Below are 18,387 nucleotides of genomic sequence, written 5' to 3'. Positions count from 1 at the left end.
ACACAGACTCATGGCGAACTACACCGCCGCTGACGTCAAGAAGCTCCGCGAGCTGACCGGCGCCGGCATGATGGACTGCAAGAAGGCGCTCGACGAGGCCGAGGGCAACGTCGAGAAGGCCGTCGAGGCGCTCCGTATCAAGGGCCAGAAGGGCGTCGCCAAGCGCGAGGGCCGTTCCGCCGAGAACGGTGCCGTCATCTCCCTCATCTCCGAGGACAAGACCTCCGGCGTCCTGCTCGAGCTGAAGTGCGAGACGGACTTCGTCGCCAAGGGCGAGAAGTTCCAGAACGTCGCCAACACGCTCGCCGCGCACGTCGCCGCCACCTCCCCGGCCGACCTGGCCGCGCTGCTCGCCTCCGAGATCGAGGCCGGCAAGACCGTCCAGGCGTACGTCGACGAGGCCAACGCCAACCTCGGCGAGAAGATCGTCCTGGACCGCTTCGCGCAGTTCACCGGCGGTTACGTGGCCGCGTACATGCACCGCACCATGCCCGACCTCCCGCCGCAGGTCGGCGTCCTGGTCGAGCTGGACAAGGGGACCGCATCGGACGAGGCAGCCGCAGAAGTCGCCAAGGACGTCGCGCAGCACATCGCCGCCTTCGCCCCGAAGTACCTCAGCCGCGAGGACGTTCCGGCCGAGACGGTCGAGAACGAGCGCCGTGTCGCCGAGGCCACCTCCCGCGAGGAGGGCAAGCCCGAGGCCGCTCTCCCGAAGATTGTCGAGGGGCGGGTCAACGGCTTCTTCAAGGAGGCAGTCGCCCTGGAGCAGGCGTTCGCCAAGGACAACAAGAAGTCGGTCCAGAAGGTTCTGGACGAGGCCGGTGTCACCCTGAAGCGCTTCTCGCGCATCAAGGTCGGCATCTGAGTCCGTCCGCGAACAACGGTGGGCCCCTGACGGGGTCCGGTGCAGTCGTCGGCCGCACCCATGCCGTACGACCGCAGATCTGACGAGGAGGCCATTGCCGCTGAGGGACACCAGACCCACCGGCAATGGCCTTCTTGGTATGTGCACGAGGAGAATCTCCATGAACAAGGGCGCGGACGCCGCCAAGGGCGACCACAAGAGCGACGACGACAAGGTACCCGGACGCTTCATGCTGAAGCTGTCCGGAGAGGCGTTCGCGGGCGGCGGGGGGCTCGGTGTCGACCCCGACGTCGTGCACGCCATCGCCCGGGAAATCGCGGCGGTCGTCCGTGACGGCGCAGAGATCGCGGTCGTGATCGGCGGCGGGAACTTCTTCCGCGGTGCCGAACTCCAGCAGCGCGGCATGGACCGGGCCCGGTCCGACTACATGGGCATGCTCGGCACGGTCATGAACTGTCTGGCGCTCCAGGACTTCCTGGAGAAGGAGGGCATCGACTCCCGCGTCCAGACGGCCATCACCATGGGTCAGGTCGCGGAGCCGTACATTCCGCTGCGCGCCGTGCGGCACCTGGAGAAGGGCCGCGTCGTCATCTTCGGCGCGGGCATGGGCATGCCGTACTTCTCCACCGACACCACCGCCGCCCAGCGGGCCCTGGAGATCGACGCCCAGGCGCTGCTGATGGGCAAGAACGGGGTGGACGGGGTCTACGACTCCGACCCGAAGACCAATCCCGACGCGGTGAAGTTCGACGCGCTCGAATACGGCGAGGTGCTCGCCCGCGATCTCAAGGTCGCCGACGCCACCGCCATCACGCTCTGCCGGGACAACGAGCTGCCGATCCTCGTCTTCGAACTGACGGCCACGGGCAATATCGCCCGCGCGGTCAGGGGTGAGAAGATCGGCACGCTCGTGAGCGACCAGGGCACCCGGGCCTGAGAACCGGGAAGCGTCCCCGGGGAGCCGCGGGCACGGTCCGGGACCTGCGGGGAACACCCCGGCACGGCACCCGGGAGGATGGACAACGGCCTGCCGGTCGGACACCGTGCAGGTGAGGACGCGACGCAGATCCGCGGGCCCGAGCACGCCGGGCCCACTCAAGACACGCAGGAGCACGTGGTGATCGAAGAAACCCTCCTCGAGGCCGAGGAGAAGATGGAGAAGGCCGTCGTCGTCGCGAAAGAGGACTTCGCCGCGATCCGGACCGGCCGCGCCCACCCGGCGATGTTCAACAAGATCGTCGCCGACTACTACGGTGCGCTGACCCCGATCAACCAGCTCGCCTCGTTCTCGGTGCCCGAGCCCCGCATGGCCGTCGTGACGCCGTTCGACAAGAGCGCGCTGCGCAACATCGAGCAGGCCATCCGGGACTCGGACCTCGGCGTCAACCCGAGCAACGACGGCAACATCATCCGGGTGACCTTCCCGGAGCTCACCGAGGAGCGCCGCCGCGACTACATCAAGGTCGCGAGGACCAAGGCCGAGGACTCCCGCATCTCCATCCGGGCCGTGCGCCGCAAGGCCAAGGAAGCGCTCGACAAGCTGGTCAAGGACAAGGAGACCGGCGAGGACGAGGTGCGTCGCGCCGAGAAGGAGCTCGACGACACCACCGCGAAGTACGTCGCACAGGTCGACGAGCTGCTCAAGCACAAGGAAGCCGAGCTGCTCGAAGTCTGATGAACGACTCTTCCTGGGGCGCCACGCCGGGAGCCGGTCCGTGGGCTGCGCCCGAGATGCCTGCTGCCCCGGCGGGTCCCGCGCACGATGTGCATGACGCCCAGCAGACTCGGCCCATGCCCATCGTGCCGGACGCTCCTGACGCAGGTGGAGACGCTGACGACCGTGACGACCGGGAGCGGGGGGGCGCACGCCCGAACGGCGGCCCCCTGCTCCGCGACCAGAAGCCGCAGGAGCCCATGCCCACCGCGCCACCGCCCCCGCAGAAGAAACGTGCGGGCCGCGATCTGCGAGCCGCCATAGGGGTCGGGGTGGGGCTCGGCGCCGTCATCGTCGCCTCGCTGTTCATCGTGAAGGCCGTCTTCGTCGGAGTGGTCGTCGTCGCCGTCGTCGTGGGCCTGTGGGAGCTCACCTCGCGGCTGTCCGAGCGCAAGGGCATCAACGCGCCGCTCGTGCCGCTGGCGGTCGGCGGCGCGGCGATGGTGGTGGCCGGGTACGTGAAGGGCGCCGAGGGCGCCTGGGTTGCCGTGGCGCTGACCGCGCTCGCGGTGCTCGTCTGGCGGATGGCCCAGCCTCCGGAGGGCTACCTCAAGGACGTCACGGCCGGTGTGTTCGCCGCGTTCTACGTCCCGTTCCTCGCCACCTTCGTCGCCATGCTCCTGACCGCGGACGACGGGCCGCAGCGGGTGCTCACCTTCCTGCTGCTGACCGTGGTCAGCGACACAGGGGCGTACGCCGTCGGCTGGCGCTTCGGCAAGCACAAGCTCGCGCCGCGCATCAGCCCCGGAAAGACCCGCGAGGGCCTCTTCGGGGCCGTCGCCTTCGCGATGGTCGCGGGCGCCCTGTGCATGCAGTTCCTGATCGACGGCGGTGTCTGGTGGCAGGGCCTGCTGCTGGGGCTCGCGGTCGCGGTCAGCGCCACCCTCGGCGACCTCGGCGAATCGATGATCAAGCGGGACCTCGGCATCAAGGACATGGGCACCCTGCTGCCGGGCCACGGCGGGATCATGGACCGGCTGGACTCGCTGCTGCCGACCGCTCCGGTGGTCTGGCTGCTGCTGGTGCTGTTCGTCGGCTCCGGCTGAGCCGAGGGGCGGCTCGCCCGTCCCCCCCACCTGGGCGTTCTCCCGATGAGGGCCCGCTGTCCACAGGGCGGCGGGCCCTCGTCGTCGCGTCTGCGACACTGGATGAACCATGCCTAAGCCCGGAGAACTCACTTTCGTCGCACCCCGCGGAGCCAAGAAGCCGCCGCGGCACCTCGCCGACCTCACGCCCGCCGAGCGCAAGGAGGCCGTCGCCGCGATCGGCGAGAAGCCGTTCCGCGCCCAGCAGCTCTCGCAGCACTACTTCGCGCGGTACGCGCACGACCCGGCCGAGTGGACCAACATCCCGGCCGCCTCGCGGGAGAAGCTCGCCGAGGCGATGTTCCCCGAGCTGATGTCCGTGGTCCGTCACATCAGCTGCGACGACGACACCACCCGCAAGACGCTGTGGAAGCTGCACGACGGGACGCTCGTCGAATCCGTCCTGATGCGTTACCCGGAGCGGGTGACGATGTGCATCTCGTCGCAGGCGGGCTGCGGGATGAACTGCCCGTTCTGCGCCACCGGGCAGGCCGGTCTGGACCGCAATCTGTCGACCGCGGAGATCGTCCACCAGATCGTGGACGGCATGCGGGCGCTGCGCGACGGGGAGGTGCCCGGAGGACCGGCGCGGCTCTCCAACATCGTCTTCATGGGCATGGGCGAGCCGCTGGCCAACTACAACCGCGTCGTCGGCGCGATCCGTCGGCTGACCGATCCGGAGCCGGACGGGCTGGGGCTGTCGCAGCGGGGGATCACCGTGTCCACCGTGGGGCTGGTGCCCGCGATGCGGCGCTTCGCCGACGAGGGCTTCAAGTGCCGGCTGGCCGTCTCGCTGCACGCGCCGGACGACGAGCTGCGCGACACCCTCGTCCCGGTGAACACCCGGTGGAAGGTGCGCGAGGTGCTGGACGCCGGGTGGGAGTACGCGGAGAAGTCCGGCCGCCGTGTCTCCATCGAGTACGCGCTGATCCGGGACATCAACGACCAGGCGTGGCGCGGTGATCTGCTCGGCCGGCTGCTCAAGGGCAAGCGGGTGCACGTCAACCTGATCCCGCTGAACCCGACGCCCGGCTCCAAGTGGACCGCCTCCCGGCCCGAGGACGAGAAGGCGTTCGTGGAGGCCATCGCGACGCACGGGGTACCGGTGACCGTACGGGACACCCGGGGCCAGGAGATCGACGGGGCCTGCGGGCAGCTGGCGGCGGCCGAGCGCTGAGACCGAAGCCGACCGGATCGCGGGAGCACTGAGTCCGGCGTTCTGCGGGTCCGCAGTGGTCCGGCCGGACCGCGCGGCGCACGGGCGCCGGGGGCCGGGGGCCTGGGGCCTTCGGCGCCGGTCGGCCGAGGCCCCGGCGGGCCGGTCGGCCGGCCCGTGTAACCTGGCCCGGAATCAACTTCATATTCCGACAGGGGAGCGCCACAGCGCTGAGAGTGCGGCACCGGGGGACCGGTCGTCCGCAGACCCTCTGAACCTCGCCCGGGTCATTCCGGGTAGGAAGTTCGGTCATCAACTCATGCTGTTGCGCCCTGCCCGCTTTCCGCGGGCGGGGCCGCGTCTCTTCCTGGCCAAAACCCAGGAGGAATCCACCATGACCACCACGCGCAGGACCATGGGCGCCACGCGCGGGTCCGTGCGGCTCGCGGCCACGGCCGTCGTCACCGCACTCGGCATCACGTCACTGGCCGGATGCGGGAGTTCCGGCACCTCGTCCTCCGGCTCGGGCGGCACGAAGGGCACGGGCCCGAAATCCGTGACGCTCGTCAGCCACGACTCCTTCAACGCCTCCGACGCAGTGCTGAAGGAGTTCACCGAGGAGACCGGCTACACCGTCAAGGTCCTGAAGAGCGGCGACGCGGGCGTGGCCCTCAACCAGGAGATCCTGACCAAGGGATCGCCGCGCGGAGACGTGTTCTTCGGCGTCGACAACACCCTCCTCTCCCGCGCCCTCGACAGCGGCATCTTCACGCCGTACGAGGCGAAGGGCATCGACCGGGTCGCGGCCGGTACCCGGCTGGACGCCGAGCACCGGGTCACGCCGGTCGACACCGGCGACGTCTGCGTCAACTACGACAAGAAGTACTTCGCCGACAAGAAGCTCGCCCCGCCGCGGACCTTCGACGACCTGGCGAAGCCCGCGTACAAGAACCTCCTGGTCACCGAGAACGCGGCGACCTCCTCGCCCGGTCTCGGCTTCCTCCTCGGCACCGTCGCCGCCTACGGCGAGCAGGGCTACCAGGACTACTGGAAGAAGCTGAAGGACAACGGCGTCAAGGTCGTCGACGGCTGGGAGCAGGCGTACAACGAGGAGTTCTCCGGCTCCGCGGGCGGCAGGAAGGCCGAGGCCGACCGTCCGCTCGTCGTCTCGTACGCGTCCAGCCCGCCCGTCGAGGTGCTGTACGCGAAGCCGCAGCCGTCCGAGGCCCCGACAGGGGTCGCCACCGGGACCTGCTTCCGGCAGATCGAGTTCGCGGGCCTGCTGAACGGCGCGAAGAACGAAGCGGGCGGCAAGGCGCTGCTGGACTTCCTGATCAGCAAGCGTTTCCAGGAGGACATGCCGCTCAACATGTTCGTGAACCCGGTCGTCCCGGACGCGAAGCTGCCGGACCTGTTCACGAAGTTCGGCGCGACCGTCGAGAAGCCGACGACCGTCGCTCCCGACCTGATCGCCGAGAACCGTGAGCAGTGGGTCCAGTCGTGGTCCTCGCTCGTCGTGAAGTAGCCGGGCCCGCCGCTCTCGCGGAGGTGAAGGGCGCGGACGGCACGGGTCCGCGCCCGTGCGCCGACCGCACGGGCGCGGCGCGCGCCGCGTCCCGGCGCGCGGGCGCGGTGCGGACGGCCCTGATGGCCGTGCCCGTCGCGTTCTTCGCGGTGTTCTTCGCCTACCCCGTCGTCGCGATCGTCGGCCGGGGGCTGAAGGCGGACGGCGTGTGGCAGTTCGGCCGGATCGGCGAGGTGCTGGCCCGGCCGGAGATCCGCGACGTCCTCTGGTTCACCACCTGGCAGGCGCTCGCCTCGACCGCGCTGACGCTGCTCGTCGCACTGCCCGGCGCTTACGTCTTCGCCCGCCTCGACTTTCCCGGGAAGCAATTGCTGCGGGCGGTGGTCACCGTGCCGTTCGTCCTGCCGACCGTCGTCGTCGGGACGGCGTTCCTGGCGGTGCTGGGGCGCGGCGGACTCCTCGACGAACTCTGGGGCGTGCGCCTCGACACCACCGTGTGGGCGATTCTCCTCGCCCATGTCTTCTTCAACTACGCGGTGGTCGTACGGACCGTCGGCGGCCTGTGGGCGCAGCTCGATCCGCGGCAGGAGGAGGCCGCCCGGGTGCTGGGCGCCGGACGGTTCGCGGCCTGGCGGCGGGTGACGCTGCCGGCCCTCGCGCCCGCCGTGGCCGCCGCCGCGCTGATGGTATTCCTTTTCACCTTCACCTCGTTCGGCGTCGTGCAGATCCTCGGCGGCCCCGGGTACGCCACGCTGGAGGTGGAGATCTACCGGCAGACCGCCCAGCTCCTCGCCCTTCCGACGGCCGCCGTGCTGACGCTGATCCAGTTCGCCGCGGTGGGCGCGATCCTCGCGGTGCACGCGTGGACCGTACGGCGCAGGGAGACCGCGCTGAGGCTGGTCGATCCGGAACGGACCGCCCGCAGGCCGCGCGGGGGCGGGCAGTGGGCGCTGCTCGGCGCGGTGCTGCTGACCGTGCTGGTGCTCATACTGCTGCCCCTCGCGGTGCTGGTGGAACGCTCGCTCGACACTCCCGGCGGCCATGGTCTCGACTTCTACCGCGCTCTGGGATCGGTGGACGCGGGCGGAGGCACCTTCCTGGTCGCGCCGCTCGAAGCGATCGGGAACTCCGTGGCGTACGCGCTGGTCGCGACGACGATCGCGCTGGTCGTGGGCGGGCTGGCCGCTGCCGCGCTGACCCGGCGCGCGGGGCGGCTCGTGCGTGGTTTCGACGCGCTGCTGATGCTGCCGCTGGGGGTGTCGGCGGTCACCGTCGGCTTCGGCTTCCTGATCACCCTGGACAAGCCGCCGCTGGACCTGCGTACGTCGTGGATCCTGGTGCCGCTCGCCCAGGCGCTGGTCGGCGTGCCCTTCGTCGTACGGACCATGCTGCCGGTGCTGCGCGCGGTGGACGGCCGGCTCCGTGAGGCGGCCGCGGTGCTCGGGGCCTCGCCGCTGCGGGCCTGGCGGGAGGTCGATCTCCCGCTGGTGCGGCGGGCGTTGCTGGTCGCGGCCGGTTTCGCGTTCGCCGTGTCGCTCGGCGAGTTCGGTGCGACGGTGTTCATCGCACGGCCCGACCGGCCGACGCTGCCGGTGGCGGTGGCCCGGCTGCTGGGCCGGGCCGGTGAGCTCAACTACGGCCAGGCGATGGCCCTCAGCACCATTCTCATGGTGGTGTGCGCGGTCTCGCTGCTGCTGCTCGAACGTATTCGCACGGACCGGTCCGGGGAGTTCTGACGATGCTGACACTGGAATCGGCCACGGTCCGCTTCGGTGGGCGGACCGCGCTCGACCGGGTGGACCTGGAGGTCGAAGAGCACGAGATCGTCTGTGTGCTGGGGCCGAGCGGCAGCGGCAAGTCGACCCTGTTGCGGGTCGTCGCCGGGCTCCAGGAGACGGACGGCGGCCGGGTTCTGCTGGACGGGACGGACCAGACGGGGGTGCCGGTGCACCGGCGGGGTCTCGGCCTGATGTTCCAGGACCACCAGCTCTTCCCGCACCGGGACGTCGGCGCCAACGTCGCGTTCGGGCTGCGGATGCGCGGGGTGCCCCGGCGCGACCAGGAACGCCGGGTCGGTGAACTCCTCGACCTGGTGGGCCTGCCCGGCGCCCAGCGGCGGGCCGTCGCCGCGCTGTCCGGCGGCGAGCAGCAGCGGGTCGCCCTCGCCCGCGCGCTCGCCCCGAGTCCCAAGTTGCTGATGCTGGACGAGCCGCTCGGCCAGCTCGACCGCGGTCTGCGCGAGCGACTGGTGGCCGAACTGCGCACGCTCTTCGGCCGACTGGGGACGACGGTGCTGGCCGTCACGCATGACCAGGGCGAGGCGTTCGCGCTGGCCGACCGGGTGGTGGTGATGCGGGACGGACGGATCGCCCAGGCGGGCACGCCGCTGGAGGTGTGGCAGCGGCCCGCCTCCGCGTTCGTCGCCCGGTTCCTCGGCTTCGACAACGTGGTCGTGGCGACGGTGACCGGCACCGACGCCCACACGGTGTGGGGCGCGGTCCCGGTGCCCGAGGGGGCGCCGCAGGGGGAGTGCGCCGTGCTGGTGCGTCCGGCCGGGGTGCGGATGGGCGCGCCGGACGAGGGGCTGCGCTGCGCGGTCGGGACGCGCACGTTCCGGGGCGACCGCGTCGCCGTACGGCTGACGCCGGAACGTGGTCCGGTCCTGGAGGCGGAGTGCGCGTTGCGCGATGCCCCCGGGGAGGGGGAGACGGTCGGGGTCCGCTTCGACGCGGCGGAGTGCGTGGTGCTGCCCGCCGAGCGGTGATCGGGCTCCGGTGGGAGCGGGCGGCACGCGCGCCGTCGGCCGCGACCCCGCCCCGCCCGCGGATCCGGGGTCGCGGCGTTGTGGACGCGCCCGCCTCCTCAGACGGTCAGCGGCAGCGCCGCCAGTTCGGCGACCAGCCAGGTCAGCGGGGCGAACACCACGAGCAGGACGGTGGCGCGCAGGGCCGTGGCGCACCGCAGCGCCGAGGCCGGGGCACCGAGCCGCAGCAGTGCCCTGGACGTCCGGGCGCGGTCCTGCCTCGCCTCCAGGGCGCAGGTCAGCAGCGTGGCCGTCGTGCAGCCGAGGACGAGCACCGCCCCCAGCGTCGTGAGCGGGCCGAAGAGGAGCGGGCCCGTTCCGTGCAGCGCGTACACGGCGACCACCGCCGAGAGCACCGCGCACACCACGCCGAGCGGCCCGCCGATCCGGCGCGCCTCGTCCATCAGCACCCGTCCGGCCAGCAGTCGTACGGCGCCGGGGCGCGCCGATTGCAGCAGTCGGCCGCAGTGGTACGCCAGGCCGGGCCCGGCCATCGCCAGGCCGACGGCCGTCAGCGTCCATCCCGCCAGCACACCGGCCGGGGTGTCGTCGAGCCGGCCCGGGAGCGGAAGCAGACTGCGCCCGTCACCGCGGCTCATGTACGCCTCGACGGCGAGACCGACGGCGGTCAGGGCCACGCCCCACGGCAGCCCGCTCGGGGGCGTCGCCGGAACGGGCTGTTCCTCCTGCGGTCCGTCCGCGGAGCTCCTGTCCGGCAACGGGACCACGACGGGCCTGTTGCGCAACGCGAGCCCGCTCGCAGTCGCCGCGCACACCGGGACCAGGGACAGCAGCACCACCGCGGCGGCGAGCGGCAGCGGGGACCGGGCGTCGAGCAGCCCGGCCGCGGCGCCGTCGAACGGCAGCCCGGACAGATCGCCGCGCAGGTGCAGGACGAGCAGCAGCGCCACGGCCGATCCGAGCGTGCAGGAGACGGCGGTGGAGACGGCGGCCAGCACGGTGAGTTTCACGGGCCCCAGGCCCACGGCGGACAGTCCCGAACGCGGCCGGGTGCTGGGATCCGTACGGGCCACCGCCACCGCGAACTGCACGGCGGCGACGAGCGGTACCAGGCACCACAGCAGCCGCAGCGCCGCCGCGCCGGACCGGTCCGGGTGCCCGGACGCGTAGGCCAGGGCGCACAGCAGCAGGAAGCCGACCCCTGCGGAGGCGGCCGCGACGAGCAGCCTGCGCAGCAGGACCAGCGGACGGGAGCCCCGGGCTAGACGGAGAGCGAGCACGCCGCGTGGCCCTCCGCCTCGGGTACCGCGGGCAGGGCGACGGTGGCGACGCGGCGGCCGTCCAGCAGCGGGACCGTACGGTCGGCGAGGGAGGCGACCTCCGGGTCATGGGTGGCGAGCACCACCGTGATGTGGTGCGAGCGGGCCGCGCTGGTGAGGGTGCGCAGCACATACGCGCGGTCCGCGCGGTGGAGGGCCGCGGTCGGTTCGTCGGCGAAGATCACCGTCGGTGAGGTGGCCAGTGCGCGGGCGACGGCGATCCGCTGGCGCTCTCCCTGGAGCAGGGTGTGCGGTCGCTGCTTGGCACACGCGCCGATGTCGAGCCGCTCCAGCCACTCCCGGCCGGTCTTCTTCGCCTCCCGGTGCGTGGCGCCGCGCAAGAGCAGCGGGAGCGCCACGTTCTCCCAGGCGCTCAGCTCCGGGACGAGCTGCGGTACGGGGGCGATCCAGCCGAACCTGTCGCGGCGCAGCCGTTCGCGCAGCCGGGGGCCCATGGTGTGGACGGGGGCGCTGTTGAACCACACCTCGCCCTGCTGGGGCACCAGTTGGCCGGAGAGACAGTGCAGCAGGGTCGTCTTGCCGCTGCCTCTGGGACCGGTCACGGCGAGGATCTCGCCGTCGCGGACGCCCAGGGAGACTCCGCCGAGCGCGGGCGAGCCGTTGTAGGAGTGCTGGAGGGAACGCGCCCAGATCACGTCGTTGTCCGGCGGGGCCACCATGGCGTACACCTCGGTTCAGATCGTAAGTCCCGTCCCCCGTACGGGGGAACGTTGCGGGGGCCGATCGGTCACTCGGCACCGTAGGGACCCGGACCGGGGTCTGGGCACAGCACACGGCCCGGGTGCACCCCTTCCCACTCGAATGGGTGCACCCGGGCCGTCATGGACCGTGGGGGACGGCTGCCGGGCGGGCGGTCGTCAGGCAGCGGTCGGGCACCGGATTGCGTCCGCCGGCCGGTCCGTGGCCGGGCGGCGGACGGATCTGCCGGTCAGAGCTTGGTCCACGCCTGCGTCAGGACGTTGCGCAGAATGCCCTCGATCTCGTCGAACGTCGACTGGTCGGAGACCAGCGGCGGCGCGAGCTGGACGACCGGGTCGCCGCGGTCGTCGGCACGGCAGTACAGGCCGTTGTCGTAGAGCGCCTTGGAGAGGAACCCGTACAGGACGCGCTCGGTCTCCTCGTCGGTGAACGTCTCCTTGGTGGCCTTGTCCTTCACGAGCTCGATGCCGTAGAAGTAGCCGTTGCCGCGGACGTCGCCGACGATCGGCAGGTCGAGCAGCTTCTGCAGGGTGGTGAAGAAGGCGTTCTCGTTGTCCAGGACGTGCTGGTTGAGGCCCTCGCGCTCGAAGATGTCGAGGTTGGCGAGGCCGACCGCCGCGGACACCGGGTGCCCACCGAAGGTGTAGCCGTGCAGGAAGGTGTTGCCGCCCTCGTAGAACGGCGCGGCGACGCGGTCCGAGACGATGCAGGCGCCGATGGGGGAGTAGCCCGAGGTCATGCCCTTGGCGCAGGTGATCATGTCCGGCACGTAACCGAACTTGTCGCAGGCGAACATGGTGCCCAGGCGGCCGAAGGCACAGATGACCTCGTCGGAGACGAGCAGCACGTCGTACTTGTCGCAGATCTCGCGCACGCGCTGGAAGTATCCGGGCGGCGGCGGGAAGCAGCCACCGGCGTTCTGCACCGGCTCCAGGAAGACCGCGGCGACGGTTTCGGGGCCTTCGAAGAGGATCTGCTGCTCGATCTGGTCGGCGGCCCAGCGGCCGAAGGCCACCGGGTCGTCGCCGTGGATCGGGGCGCGGTAGATGTTGGTGTTGGCGACCTTGTGCGCACCGGGGACCAGCGGCTCGAAGGGGGCCTTCAGCGCCGGCAGGCCGGTGATGGACAGGGCGCCCTGCGGGGTGCCGTGGTAGGCGACCGCGCGCGAGATGACCTTGTACTTGGTCGGCTTGCCCTGGAGCTTGAAGTACTGCTTGGCCAGCTTCCAGGCGGTCTCGACGGCCTCGCCGCCGCCGGTGGTGAAGAAGACCTTGTTGAGGTCGCCCGGCGCGTAGTCGGCGAGGCGGTCGGCCAGCTCGACGGCCTTCGGGTGGGCGTAGGACCAGACCGGGAAGAAGCCCAGTTCCTGACCCTGCTTGTAGGCCGCCTCGGCGAGCTCGTGACGGCCGTGGCCGGCGTTGACCACGAACAGGCCGGACAGGCCGTCGAGGTAGCGCTTGCCCTGGTCGTCGAAGATGTAGGTGCCCTCGCCACGCACGATGGTGGGAACGGGCGCGTTCTCGTAGTCCGACATGCGGGTGAAGTGCATCCACAGGTGGTCGTACGCGGTTCGGCTGAGGTCCTTGCTCACGGCTATCGGGTTCCCCACATATAGGTCTGCTTCTTGAGCTTCAGGTAGACGAAGCTCTCGGTGGAGCGCACGCCGGGGATGGCCCGGATGCGTTTGTTGATCGTTTCCAGAAGGTGGTCGTCGTCCTCGCAGACGATCTCCACTATCAGGTCGAAGGAGCCCGCGGTCATCACCACGTACTCGCACTCGGCCATGGCCGACAGCGCCTCGGCCACGGGGTCGAGGTCGCCGTCGACGTTGATGCCGACCATCGCCTGGCGCCGGAATCCCACGGTGAGCGGGTCCGTGACGGCGACGATCTGCATCACTCCCTGGTCGAGCAGCTTCTGGACGCGCTGCCGTACGGCCGCCTCGGACAGGCCGACGGCCTTGCCGATCGCGGCGTACGGGCGGCGCCCGTCCTCCTGGAGTTGCTCGATGATCGCGAGGGACACGGCATCGACCGCGGGGGGCGATCCGTTCCTGTTCCTGGAGTCTGCGCTGCGACTGGCCACACATCCACTCTGCACCGGGACTCGTCGGTCTGGCAACCCCGGATCGATGAAATTCGTTGTCTGCGGGTCTGGATCACACTGAATCCGAAGTTCCGGGTGGGTGGGCATGTCGAAAGCGACACCCGAGCGACTAGGCTGGACATCTCACCCATAGGACGTGTGTGACAGGAGGGGTGGTTGTGACCACCGAGGTGCGCCGTCTGCGCAACTACATCGACGGAGAGTTCCGGGACGCCGCTGACGGGCGGACCATCGATGTGATCAATCCGGTGACCGAGGAGGTCTACGCGACCTCGCCGCTCTCCGGCCAGGCCGACGTCGATGCCGCGATGGAGGCCGCCGCGGCGGCCTTCCCCGCCTGGCGCGACACCACGCCCGCCGAGCGCCAGAAGGCCCTGCTGAAGATCGCGGACGCCTTCGAGGAGCGCGCCGAGGACCTCATCGCCGCCGAGTCGGAGAACACGGGCAAGCCGGTCGAGCTCACCCGCACCGAGGAACTCCCGCCGATGGTGGACCAGATCCGCTTCTTCGCGGGCGCGGCGCGGCTGCTGGAGGGCCGCTCGGCCGGTGAGTACATGGAGGGCCTCACCTCCATCGTCCGGCGCGAGCCGGTCGGCGTCTGCGCGCAGGTCGCGCCGTGGAACTACCCGATGATGATGGCCGTCTGGAAGTTCGCCCCGGCGCTCGCCGCGGGCAACACCGTCGTCATCAAGCCGTCCGACACCACCCCGGCGTCGACCGTGCTGATCGCCGAGATCATCGGACAGATCCTTCCCAAGGGCGTCTTCAACGTCATCTGCGGCGACCGCGACACCGGCCGCGCGATGGTCGAGCACTCGATCCCGGCGATGGCCTCCATCACGGGTTCGGTACGGGCCGGCATGCAGGTCGCCGAGTCCGCCTCCAAGGACGTCAAGCGGGTCCACCTGGAGCTCGGCGGCAAGGCGCCGGTCGTGGTGTTCGAGGACACCGACATCGCCAAGGCCGTCGAGGGAATCGCCACCGCGGGTTACTTCAACGCCGGCCAGGACTGCACGGCCGCCACCCGCGTCCTGGTCCACGAGTCCATCCACGACGAGTTCGTCACCGCCCTCGCCAAGGCCGCGGCCGACACGAAGACCGGCAAGCCGGACGACGAGGACGTGCTGTACGGCCCGCTCAACAACGCCAACCAGTTGAAGCAGGTCAGCGGCTTCATCGAGCGGCTCCCCGCCCACGCCAGGGTCGAGGCGGGCGGCCACCGGGTCGGCGACAAGGGCTACTTCTACGCTCCGACCGTCGTCTCCGGCCTCAAGCAGGACGACGAGATCATCCAGAACGAGGTCTTCGGCCCGGTCATCACCGTCCAGAAGTTCACGGACGAGGCGCAGGCCGTGGAGTACGCCAACGGCGTCGAGTACGCGCTGGCCTCCTCGGTGTGGACCAAGGACCACGCCCGCGCCATGCGGATGTCCAAGAACCTCGACTTCGGCTGCGTGTGGATCAACACCCACATCCCGCTCGTCGCCGAGATGCCGCACGGCGGATTCAAGAAGTCCGGTTACGGCAAGGACCTCTCCGCGTACGGCTTCGAGGACTACACGCGCATCAAGCACGTCATGACCTCGCTCGACGGCTGACCTTCCGTCAACGGCCCCGGGCGCATGCCCGGGGCCGCCCTTGCGCCGTCCGTGCCCGCGTCCGCGCGCTCGTCCGCGTCGGCTTTCGGGCGGGCGGCCTGGACAGGGTGTGCGGACGGGGGGCGTCCCGCTGGACGGTTGGTCCATTGTCCGTGGCGCCGCCGGCGGGCATCCTTCGCGGATGCGAGCAACCCCGAAGAACCCGATGTCCCGCCGGTCCCTGCTGCGCTCCTTCGGGGCCGCGGCGACCGGTGTCGCGCTGGCCGGCTGCGGAGTGCCCGCCGCCTACGTGGAGCCCGGCGACCGCGCCGGACGCGACACCTCGGCCCGTGACCGCGCCCTGCACTTCGCGAACTGGCCGCTCTACATCGACACCGACGACGAGGACGCCTCGAAGCGGCCCACCCTCGACGCGTTCGGCGAACGCACCGGGATCTCCGTCACGTACTCGGAGGAGATCAACGACAACGACGAGTTCTTCGGGAAGATCAGCCCGTCCCTGATGAACCATCAGGAGACCGGTCGTGACCTGATCGTCATCAGCGACTGGATGGCCGCGCGGTTCGTGCGGCTCGGCTGGGTGCAGGAGATGGACCGGGCGAAGCAGCCCAATGTCGCCAAGTACCTCGACCCGCAACTGCTCTCGCCCGCCTACGACCCCGGCCGTAAGCACAGCGTCCCCTGGCAGTCCGGGATCACCGGCATCGCGTACAACCGCAAGCGGCTCGGACGCGAGATCAGGCAGCTGAACGACCTGTGGGCGGACGACCTGCGCGGCAAGGTGACGCTCCTGTCCGGGCTCGACGAGGCGTTCGCGCTCCTGATGCAGGGCAACGGCGTCGACGTCACCCGCTGGCGGCGGGACGACTTCCACCTGATCTGCGATCAGGTCGAGAAGCTCGTACGGAAGAAGCACATCCGCCGCTTCACCGGCAACGACTACATCAAGGACCTCTCGACCGGCGACGTGCTCGCCTGCCAGGCGTACTCGGGCGATGTCATCCAACTCCAGGCGGACAACCCGGAGATCGAGTTCGTGGTCCCCGAGGAGGGGGCCGAGCTGTGGGCGGAATCGCTGATGATCCCCAACCTCGCCCGCCACAAGCGCAACGCCGAGAAGCTCATCGACCACTATTACGACCCGGAGGTCGCCGCCGAGCTGGCCGCCTGGGTCAACTACGTCTGCCCCGTCCCCGCCGCCCGCGACGTACTGGCCTCCTCCAAGGACGAGGAGACCGCGGCGCTCGCCGAGGACCCGCTGATCTTCCCCGACGACGCGATGCGCAGCCGCCTGGCCATCGCCCGCGACATCAGCTCCGAGGAGCGCACCGAATTCGCGAAGAGGTGGAACGCCGTCGTCGGCCTGTGAGGCGCGGAGCAGTGGCGGTGGGGCGCGCCCCCAAGCCTCCTGGGTACGCTCCCGGACATTCCGGTCGCGTTCCCGCACCCCGTGCCTCCGCTAAGGCTTGCGCGCCACCGCGCCGTACTGGGCGACGTCCACCGCGCCGGGCTCCGCACGCCAGCGCGCGCAGGAGACGATTCCCGGCTCCACCAGCTCGAGCCCGGTCAGGAACGAGGCGAACTCGGCGCGGCTGCGGGCGGTGATCGGCGGGGTGGCGTTCTCGTTCCAGAACCGCATCGCCGCCTCGTTGCCCTCGCCGCCCAGTTCCGTCGTGGGGTGGGTGAGGGCCAGGTAGCTGCCGGGCGGCATCGCGTCCATCAGCGTCCGCACGATGCGCCGGGCTTCGTCCGTGTCCATGACGAAGTTGAGGATGCCGAGCAGCATGACCGCGACCGGCTTCGTCAGATCCAGCGTCGGTTCGACGGCCCGCAGGATCTTCTCCGGGTCGCGCGCGTCCGCGTCGATGTACTCGGTCGCGCCTCCCGGGGCACTGGTGAGCAGTGCCCGGGCGTGCGTGAGCACGATCGGGTCGTTGTCGACGTACACCACGCGGGCGCCGGGGGCGGTGCGCTGGGCGACCTCGTGCGTGTTGTCGACGGTCGGCAGCCCGGTGCCTATGTCCAGGAACTGCGTGATCCCCGCCTCACCGGCCAGATACCGGACGGCCCGCCCCAGGAACGCCCGGTCGGCGCGGGCCACTTCGCCGATGCTCGGGTACATGCCGGTGACCTGGTCTCCGACTGTCCGGTCGACGGGGTAGTTGTCCTTCCCGCCGAGCCAGTGGTTCCAGACCCGTGCGTTGTGCGCGATGTCGGAACGGATGCGGTCGGCAAGGGGGGTGTTCGGTTCGGACACGGCGCTGCTCCTCTGAATCCCGGGGCCGGCATCGCGGCGGATGCGGTTGCGTCCATGATGCCGGACCGGCCGCGAGGGGCCGTCAGGAGGCGGGATGGACGGGCGGCCGGCAGGCGTGCGGTGAGGGTGACGGCCGGCGTGTGCCGGTGGTCGTGCGGAGGGTGACACCGGGGCGCCGACGGGCGGCCGTGCGGTCGCGGCGGCGCCCCGGTAGCGGTTCGTCACAGGGCGGTCCGCTCCAGCCAGGCCGCCGTATAGGTGTCGATCTCGGCCGTCAGGGCCCGCTTGCCCGCCGGGTCGAGGTACGACGCCTCGACGGCGTTCTTCGCCAGGTCCGCGAGACCCCGCTCGTCCAGACCGAGGAGCCGGGCGGCCACTCCGTACTCGTTGTTGAGATCGGTGCCGAACATCGGCGGGTCGTCGCTGTTGATGGTGACCAGGACCCCCGCGCGCACCATCTCCTTCACCGGGTGCTGCTCGATGTCGGCCACCGCACGGGTCGCGATGTTCGAGGTCGGGCAGACCTCCAGCGGAATGCGGCGCTCGGCGAGGTGGGCGAGCAGCTCCGGGTCGCGGACGGAGTGCGTGCCGTGCCCGATGCGCTCGGCGCGCAGATGCGTCAGCGCGTCCCAGACGGTCCGCGGGCCGGTGGTCTCCCCGGCATGCGGCACGGAGTGCAGGCCCTCGGCGATCGCGCGGTCGAAGAAGGGCTTGAACTGCGGGCGCTCCACCCCGATCTCCGGGCCGCCGAGCCCGAACGAGACGAGCCCCTCGGGGCGCAGGTCCACGGCGAGCCGGGTGGTCTCCTCGGCGGCTTCGAGCCCGGCCTCGCCGGGGATGTCGAAGCACCAGCGCAGCACCACTCCCAGCTCCGCCTCGGCTGCCTTGCGGGCGTCCTCTATCGCCTCCATGAACGCCCGCTCCGGGATGCCGCGCCGGGTCGAGCTGAACGGCGTGACGGTCAGCTCCGCGTAACGGATGTTCTGGCGGGCCATGTCACGGGCGACCTCGAACGTCAGCAGCCGGACGTCCTCCGGGGTGCGGATCAGGTCCACGACGGAGAGGTAGACCTCGATGAAGTGACGGAAGTCGGTGAAGGTGAAGTAGTCGGCCAGCGCCTCGGGGTCGGTGGGCACCTCGGAGTCGGGGTGGTGCGCCGCCAGCTCGGCGACGATGCGGGGCGAGGCGGAACCGACATGATGGACATGCAGTTCCGCCTTGGGCAGCCCCGCGATGAAGGGGTGCAGATCGGTCATCGGACTCTCCGGTGGCGTGGGA

General features: G+C 70.7%; 16 protein-coding genes and 1 riboswitch. Of the genes, 10 read left to right on the top strand and 6 right to left on the bottom strand.

The annotated features are described in order from the left end of the window. The first annotated feature begins 10 nt into the window (after nt 1–10). From tsf to ACGF2V_RS16005, 8 genes are all read left to right on the top strand, one after another. On the top strand, nt 11–865 hold the full coding sequence (gene tsf / locus ACGF2V_RS16040; protein WP_362618720.1) for a translation elongation factor Ts: 855 nt from the start codon (nt 11–13) through the stop codon (nt 863–865). 160 nt (nt 866–1,025) lie between these two features. Next, nucleotides 1,026–1,802, top strand: a complete 777-nt coding sequence (gene pyrH, locus ACGF2V_RS16035) for a UMP kinase (RefSeq protein ID WP_362618717.1) — start codon at nt 1,026–1,028, stop codon at nt 1,800–1,802. A gap of 180 nt (nt 1,803–1,982) precedes the next feature. Beyond that, on the top strand, nt 1,983–2,540 hold the full coding sequence (gene frr, locus ACGF2V_RS16030) for a ribosome recycling factor (protein WP_335938695.1): 558 nt from the start codon (nt 1,983–1,985) through the stop codon (nt 2,538–2,540). Then, nucleotides 2,540–3,625 (top strand): phosphatidate cytidylyltransferase, encoded by a 1,086-nt coding sequence (locus ACGF2V_RS16025; protein ID WP_362618713.1) that lies wholly within the window; start codon nt 2,540–2,542, stop codon nt 3,623–3,625. The genes frr and ACGF2V_RS16025 overlap by 1 nt, the downstream gene beginning before the upstream one ends. A gap of 109 nt (nt 3,626–3,734) precedes the next feature. After that, a complete protein-coding gene (gene rlmN, locus ACGF2V_RS16020; RefSeq protein WP_362707965.1) occupies nt 3,735–4,841 on the top strand; it encodes a 23S rRNA (adenine(2503)-C(2))-methyltransferase RlmN in 1,107 nt (368 codons plus the stop codon). 182 nt (nt 4,842–5,023) lie between these two features. Then, a riboswitch (TPP riboswitch) is annotated at nt 5,024–5,141 on the top strand. A 73-nt stretch (nt 5,142–5,214) separates the two neighbouring features. Further along, nucleotides 5,215–6,345 carry a thiamine ABC transporter substrate binding subunit gene (locus tag ACGF2V_RS16015; RefSeq protein ID WP_389044044.1) on the top strand — a complete coding sequence of 377 codons (1,131 nt, stop codon included), beginning with the start codon at nt 5,215–5,217 and terminating at the stop codon, nt 6,343–6,345. Nucleotides 6,346–6,467: 122 nt separating this feature from the next. After that, entirely contained in the window at nt 6,468–8,081 is a 1,614-nt protein-coding gene (locus ACGF2V_RS16010; RefSeq protein WP_362618947.1) for an iron ABC transporter permease, read from the top strand. Nucleotides 8,082–8,083: 2 nt separating this feature from the next. After that, complete coding sequence (locus ACGF2V_RS16005) at nt 8,084–9,109, top strand: ABC transporter ATP-binding protein (RefSeq protein ID WP_362707968.1); 1,026 nt, start codon at nt 8,084–8,086, stop codon at nt 9,107–9,109. Nucleotides 9,110–9,207: 98 nt separating this feature from the next. Here ACGF2V_RS16005 and ACGF2V_RS16000 read toward each other — a convergent pair whose 3' ends face one another. From ACGF2V_RS16000 to ACGF2V_RS15985, 4 genes are all read right to left on the bottom strand, one after another. Beyond that, nucleotides 9,208–10,389: a hypothetical protein gene (locus ACGF2V_RS16000; RefSeq protein ID WP_362707970.1), complete on the bottom strand. Its 1,182-nt coding sequence runs from the start codon at nt 10,387–10,389 to the stop codon at nt 9,208–9,210. Then, on the bottom strand, nt 10,371–11,108 hold the full coding sequence (locus tag ACGF2V_RS15995) for an ATP-binding cassette domain-containing protein (protein WP_362618705.1): 738 nt from the start codon (nt 11,106–11,108) through the stop codon (nt 10,371–10,373). Before ACGF2V_RS15995 ends, ACGF2V_RS16000 begins: the two co-directional genes overlap by 19 nt. A gap of 269 nt (nt 11,109–11,377) precedes the next feature. After that, on the bottom strand, nt 11,378–12,757 hold the full coding sequence (locus ACGF2V_RS15990) for an aspartate aminotransferase family protein (RefSeq protein ID WP_362707972.1): 1,380 nt from the start codon (nt 12,755–12,757) through the stop codon (nt 11,378–11,380). Next, entirely contained in the window at nt 12,742–13,233 is a 492-nt protein-coding gene (locus ACGF2V_RS15985) for an Lrp/AsnC family transcriptional regulator (protein ID WP_362618700.1), read from the bottom strand. Before ACGF2V_RS15985 ends, ACGF2V_RS15990 begins: the two co-directional genes overlap by 16 nt. A 179-nt stretch (nt 13,234–13,412) precedes the next feature. Here ACGF2V_RS15985 and ACGF2V_RS15980 point away from each other — a divergent pair, with 179 nt between their 5' ends. Then, complete coding sequence (locus tag ACGF2V_RS15980) at nt 13,413–14,852, top strand: gamma-aminobutyraldehyde dehydrogenase (protein WP_362618699.1); 1,440 nt, start codon at nt 13,413–13,415, stop codon at nt 14,850–14,852. 205 nt (nt 14,853–15,057) lie between these two features. Further along, a complete protein-coding gene (locus ACGF2V_RS15975; protein WP_362618945.1) occupies nt 15,058–16,221 on the top strand; it encodes an extracellular solute-binding protein in 1,164 nt (387 codons plus the stop codon). A 90-nt stretch (nt 16,222–16,311) separates the two neighbouring features. Here the strand turns inward: ACGF2V_RS15975 and ACGF2V_RS15970 are convergent, their stop codons facing one another. Together ACGF2V_RS15970 and ACGF2V_RS15965 are read right to left on the bottom strand one after the other, a co-directional pair. Next, nucleotides 16,312–17,109, bottom strand: a complete 798-nt coding sequence (locus tag ACGF2V_RS15970; RefSeq protein ID WP_362618697.1) for an SAM-dependent methyltransferase — start codon at nt 17,107–17,109, stop codon at nt 16,312–16,314. Nucleotides 17,110–17,330: 221 nt separating this feature from the next. Further along, on the bottom strand, nt 17,331–18,365 hold the full coding sequence (locus ACGF2V_RS15965; protein ID WP_362707975.1) for an adenosine deaminase: 1,035 nt from the start codon (nt 18,363–18,365) through the stop codon (nt 17,331–17,333). Nucleotides 18,366–18,387: the final 22 nt, after the last annotated feature.

This window comes from Streptomyces sp. NPDC047982 (assembly GCF_043204165.1).
Taxonomy (GTDB): Bacteria; Actinomycetota; Actinomycetes; order Streptomycetales; family Streptomycetaceae; genus Streptomyces.
The sequence above is the reverse complement of the archived record's forward strand: the minus strand, read 5'-3'. Positions and strand labels throughout refer to the sequence as shown.